The organism is Dialister sp. UBA1703, from assembly GCA_002320515.1.
Taxonomy (GTDB): Bacteria; Bacillota; Negativicutes; order Veillonellales; family Dialisteraceae; genus Dialister.
Genome location: DCJJ01000127.1, coordinates 8,014 through 12,441, shown reverse-complemented (window position 1 = coordinate 12,441; position 4,428 = coordinate 8,014). Strand labels below are relative to the sequence as shown.

Sequence of the window (4,428 nt, the reverse complement as noted above, 5' to 3'; positions counted from 1 at the left end):
CGATTTAATCAGCGCTTCCCTAGGATTGTGGATTGTCCTTGCGGGCAATGAATTATAATTCCACCTCCGGCGGCCCCCTTCCACCGCTCATGCGATCCCCACCCCATCGAGGGAGGGTGGGCAAGTTTTAAAGAAATGGCGCCCCATATTTGCAAAGGGCGCCTGCAGCCTACGCCGCCGATCCCGCCCCCAAATCCCCACTACAAAAACCCCGGAAAATCATTTCGATTTTCCGGGGTTTTCTTATACCCAAATGTTATCATGCGCGGAGGGTAATTTCTGCTTTTTCCAGTGCTTTTACGATTTTTTCAATCCACTGGTCCACTTCCTTATCGGTGAGGGTGCGGTCTTCTGCGCGGAAGGTGAGGTTGTAGGCCATGCTCTTGAATCCTTCTTTGACCTGTTCGCCCTGGTAGAGGTCGAAGAGGCGGAGCATTTCCAGGTGTTTTCCGCCGGCTTTGCGGATAATGTCTTCTACTTCATCGTTGGAGCAGTGAACCGGTACCAGGAGGGAGAGGTCCCGCTGGGAGGCCGGGAATTTCGGGATCTTGGTGTAGTCGATGGTTTCATCTACCAGTCCCATGAGGTGCGGTACGAAGATGACGAAGCCGTAGACTTCTTTTTTAATACCCCATTTATCCAGCACAGCCAGATGGAGCTGGCCGAAGGACATGAGTACTTTGCCATCTTTGATGAAGTCAGCGGAAATACCGGGATGGAATACAGGATAGCCGGAGCGTTTGATGTCATAGCCTCTTACGCCCAGTGCTTCCAGCACGTTTTCCATAATGGCTTTCACGTCGAAGAAATCGTATTTCCTGCCATTGTTCGGATAGCCTGCTTCGTCGGGGCTGCCGTAGAGGAGGCCGGAGAAGAGTTCGTATTCGTAGGGCAGTTCTTTCAGGGGCAGTTCCTTTGGCTGGTAAACGTGGCCGGATTCGAAGATAGCTGCTTCTTCATTTTTCTGGGACAGGTTGTAGGTCAAAGTGTGCATGAGTCCCGGAAGAAGGGTGGTTCTCATATCCGGATATTCTTCGGAAATGGGGTTCATAATGGGAATGGCATTGTATACTTTATGGCCCCAGGGGAAGTTCAGTTTTTCCAGGTCTTTTTTGTCCATGAAGCTGTAGTTTACCACTTCCGAAAGGCCGTCTGCCACGAGACTGTCAGTAATGCGGAAAACCACATCCTGTTCTTTGGACATGGCGCCTTTGGCAATGGCACTCCAGGGGGTGGTAATAGGAATGTTCTTGTAGCCGTAAACCCGGGCCACTTCTTCTGCCAGATCCGGCATGCCGGAAAGGTCCAGGCGGAAGTCCGGAACGGTGACGGTGAGGTTTCCATCCTCTTCTTCTACTCTGAAATAGAGGTCCTGAAGGATTTCAATCATTTTTTCCTTGGGCAGTTGAATACCGATGTAGTCATTGATTCTCTTCACCGTTGTTTTGATAACCTGTGGTTCTGCTTTGACAGGATATTCATCAAGCATGCCCTTAGCGGTGGTGGCAGCGCCCTGTTCTTCCAGGAGCTGGCAGATACGGTTGATGGCCATTTCACTTCTGGCAGGGTTAATGCCCTTTTCGTAGCGGCCGGAGGCCTCGGAGCGAAGGCCAAGGCGGCGGGAGGTTCTTCTGATGGAGGCGGAATCAAATACGGCGGATTCAAAGAGCACGTTCTTTGTTTCTGCTGTGACTTCGGAGTCAAATCCCCCCATCACGCCGGCTACACAGGCTGCTTTGTCAGCACCGTCGGCAATGACGAGATCCGAAGGATTGAGCTCTCTTTCCTGGCCGTCCAGGGTAATGATCTTTTCGCCTTCATGGGCATGGCGGCAGGTGAGGGAATGACCGGCCACTTTATCGTAATCATAGGTATGGAGGGGCTGGCCGATTTCCAGCATGACATAGTTGGCGGCATCTACCACGTTATTGATGGGACGGATACCGTTGCTGCGAAGGCGGTTTTCAATCCATTCAGGGGAGCGGCCGATTTTTACGTTTTCCAGAAGGCGGCCGCAGAACCGTTTGCAGTAAGCCGGTTCGGCAATATGGACGGAGGCACGGCCTTCGATGGAGGGGCCCTCTTCCTTTACGGAAATTTCCGGCAGGGTTACTTTTTTCTTGAAAATGGCGCCGGTTTCCAGTGCCATGCCGATCATGCTGAAGCAGTCGGCTCTGTTGGCAGTGAGTTCCATTTCATAAACCACATCGTCCAGATCATAGAGTGTGTGAATATCCACGCCTACCGGTGTATCTTCCGGAAGGATGAGAATGCCTTCATGGTTCAGGGCAGGGAACAGATTGGCATCCATGCCCAGTTCGCCCAGGGAGCACATCATGCCGGCAGATTTTACGCCGCGAAGCTTGCCTGCCTTGATTTTGATGTCGCCGTGGCGAAGGCCGCCGGGGGCTTTATTATCATGGGCAGCAGGCACATGGGCGCCGGAGAGGGCGCAGGGCACGATCTGGCCTTCCTTCACATTGGAGGCACTGGTGACGATCTGCACCGGTTCTTCCTCCCCCACATCCAGCTGACAGATGAGAAGATGGTCTGCATCAGGGTGCTTTTCTACGGACAGGATTTTCCCTGTTACCACACCTTTGATACCTTCTCCAGGACGGATGACATGCTCTACAGGAATGCCGTCCACCGTCAGCGTTTCCGCCATATCATCGGGGTTCATTCCTTTAATATCGACTAAGGCTCCCAGCCATTTTAAAGATACGTTCATCTATATAATCTCCTTCCATTAGAACTGCTTCAGGAATCTGACATCATTTTCGTAGAAATTACGGAGATCATCGATTCCGTAAAGCAGCATGGCAATACGTTCGATACCCATGCCGAAAGCAAAGCCGCTTACCTTTTCCGGGTCGTAGCCGTTGAGCTTCAGTACCATGGGGTGAACCATGCCGCAGCCCAGGATTTCCAGCCAGTCCGGATCTCCGTCTTCTTCACCGGTTCTTGCGGCAAAGGAAATATCTACTTCAGCGGACGGTTCGGTGAAGGGGAAATAGCTGGCACGGAAGCGGATCTTGGTGTCGGAGCCGAAGAGGTCCTTCAGGAAGATTTCCAGGGTGCCCTTCAGGTCTGCAAAGCTGATGCCCTTATCGACTACCAGGCCTTCTACCTGATGGAAGACGGGAGAATGGGTGGCATCGTTATCCCAGCGGAATACCTTGCCCGGGGCAATCATGCGAATCGGGGAATTGGGTTCATGCTTCCGAAGAGTTCTGGCCTGTACCGGGGAAGTATGGGTACGGAGAAGAATTTCCGGAGTGATATAGAAGGAATCCTGCATATCCCTGGCAGGATGATCCTTGGGAAGATTCAGACATTCGAAATTGTAGTAGTCCTGCTCGATTTCCGGTCCTTCCTCTACGGAATAGCCCATGCGTACAAAGGACTTCATGATTTCACGGAGTGCCTTGTCCAGGGGATGGAGATGGCCGATTTTGTGATGGCGGGCGGGAAGGGTGATATCCACAGTTTCATGTCTGATTTTCGCTTCCAGTCTCTTCTGCTTCAGCTCTTCCATTTTGTCTGCAATGGCAGCCTCCACATCACTGCGCACCTGGTTGGCCAGAGCACCGATGACCGGACGCTGGGAAGCGGAAACATCCTTCATGCCTCTCAAAATAGAAGTGAGTTTCCCCTTCTTGCCCAGGAAGAATACTTTGGTATCCTGCAGTGTCTTTTCGTCCATGGAAGCAGCAATTCTGTCCTGTGCTTCCTTCTTCAATGTATCCAGGTCTGTTTCCATAAAAGAAACAATCTGTGCTCTCACCTGGTCAGCCAGGTCAGAAATCGTCTGGTCTCCATCACCAAGCTTCTTCACATCATTCAAAAAGCCGGTCAGTTTTGCTTTCACCGCATCGTAGGTTTCCTGTTTGCGGTTTTCATCGTTTGCAGCCTTCAGCATTTCTTTAGCCTTTGCTTTCAGCTCTTCCAACTTAGTATCCATGTATATACCTCCTGTGATTGATCGGGCATTGTCTTCCTTATGCAAAAGGATGATGGAATAAAAAAAGACCCGCCCCGAAAGGGGCGAAGTCTATCCGCGGTACCACCCTGATTTGTACTCGAAAGCTTTAACGCAGCCCTGCGTCCGGCCTACTCCGTTCAGCCGACAGCTCCGAAGTGAACTGAGCCCTGCGAATTCTTTCCGGTGTTTCACTGGTACCGGATCCCTGCATAGAATCCCCGCATGCTCCTTCTTCATCATAGCCTCAATATATAATGCTATTTTAACATGACTGACGGAAATGTCAATAGGGCCGCCATACGGCGGCCCGGGTTCAGAGGGTGGTGAATAGCCGCCTTTGGCAGCTATGAATATAAAGTCAGCGTTATGGGACTTGCTTTTGTGTCATCAGTTGCTATTTAAGGAAGCACTGATTCATTCATAGAGTCTGCTTTCATAAGAAT

At 51.3% G+C, this 4,428-nt stretch carries 2 protein-coding genes; both read right to left on the bottom strand.

What is annotated here, in order from left to right; all coding sequences use genetic code 11:
• Nucleotides 1–259: 259 nt before the first annotated feature.
• Nucleotides 260–2,731, bottom strand: a complete 2,472-nt coding sequence (pheT, locus tag B2Y11_RS05750; RefSeq protein WP_291057214.1) for a phenylalanine--tRNA ligase subunit beta — start codon at nucleotides 2,729–2,731, stop codon at nucleotides 260–262.
• Nucleotides 2,732–2,749: 18 nt separating this feature from the next.
• Nucleotides 2,750–3,763: a phenylalanine--tRNA ligase subunit alpha gene (gene pheS, locus B2Y11_RS05745; RefSeq protein WP_291057224.1), complete on the bottom strand. Its 1,014-nt coding sequence runs from the start codon at nucleotides 3,761–3,763 to the stop codon at nucleotides 2,750–2,752.
• Nucleotides 3,764–4,428: the final 665 nt, after the last annotated feature.

What these genes read in the sequence shown, in the direction of transcription:
- pheS (WP_291057224.1), bottom strand. Translation starts at nt 3,763, where the DNA reads ATGGAAACAGACCTGGATACATTGAAGAAGGAAGCACAGGACAGAATT.
- pheT (WP_291057214.1), bottom strand. Translation starts at nt 2,731, where the DNA reads ATGAACGTATCTTTAAAATGGCTGGGAGCCTTAGTCGATATTAAAGGA.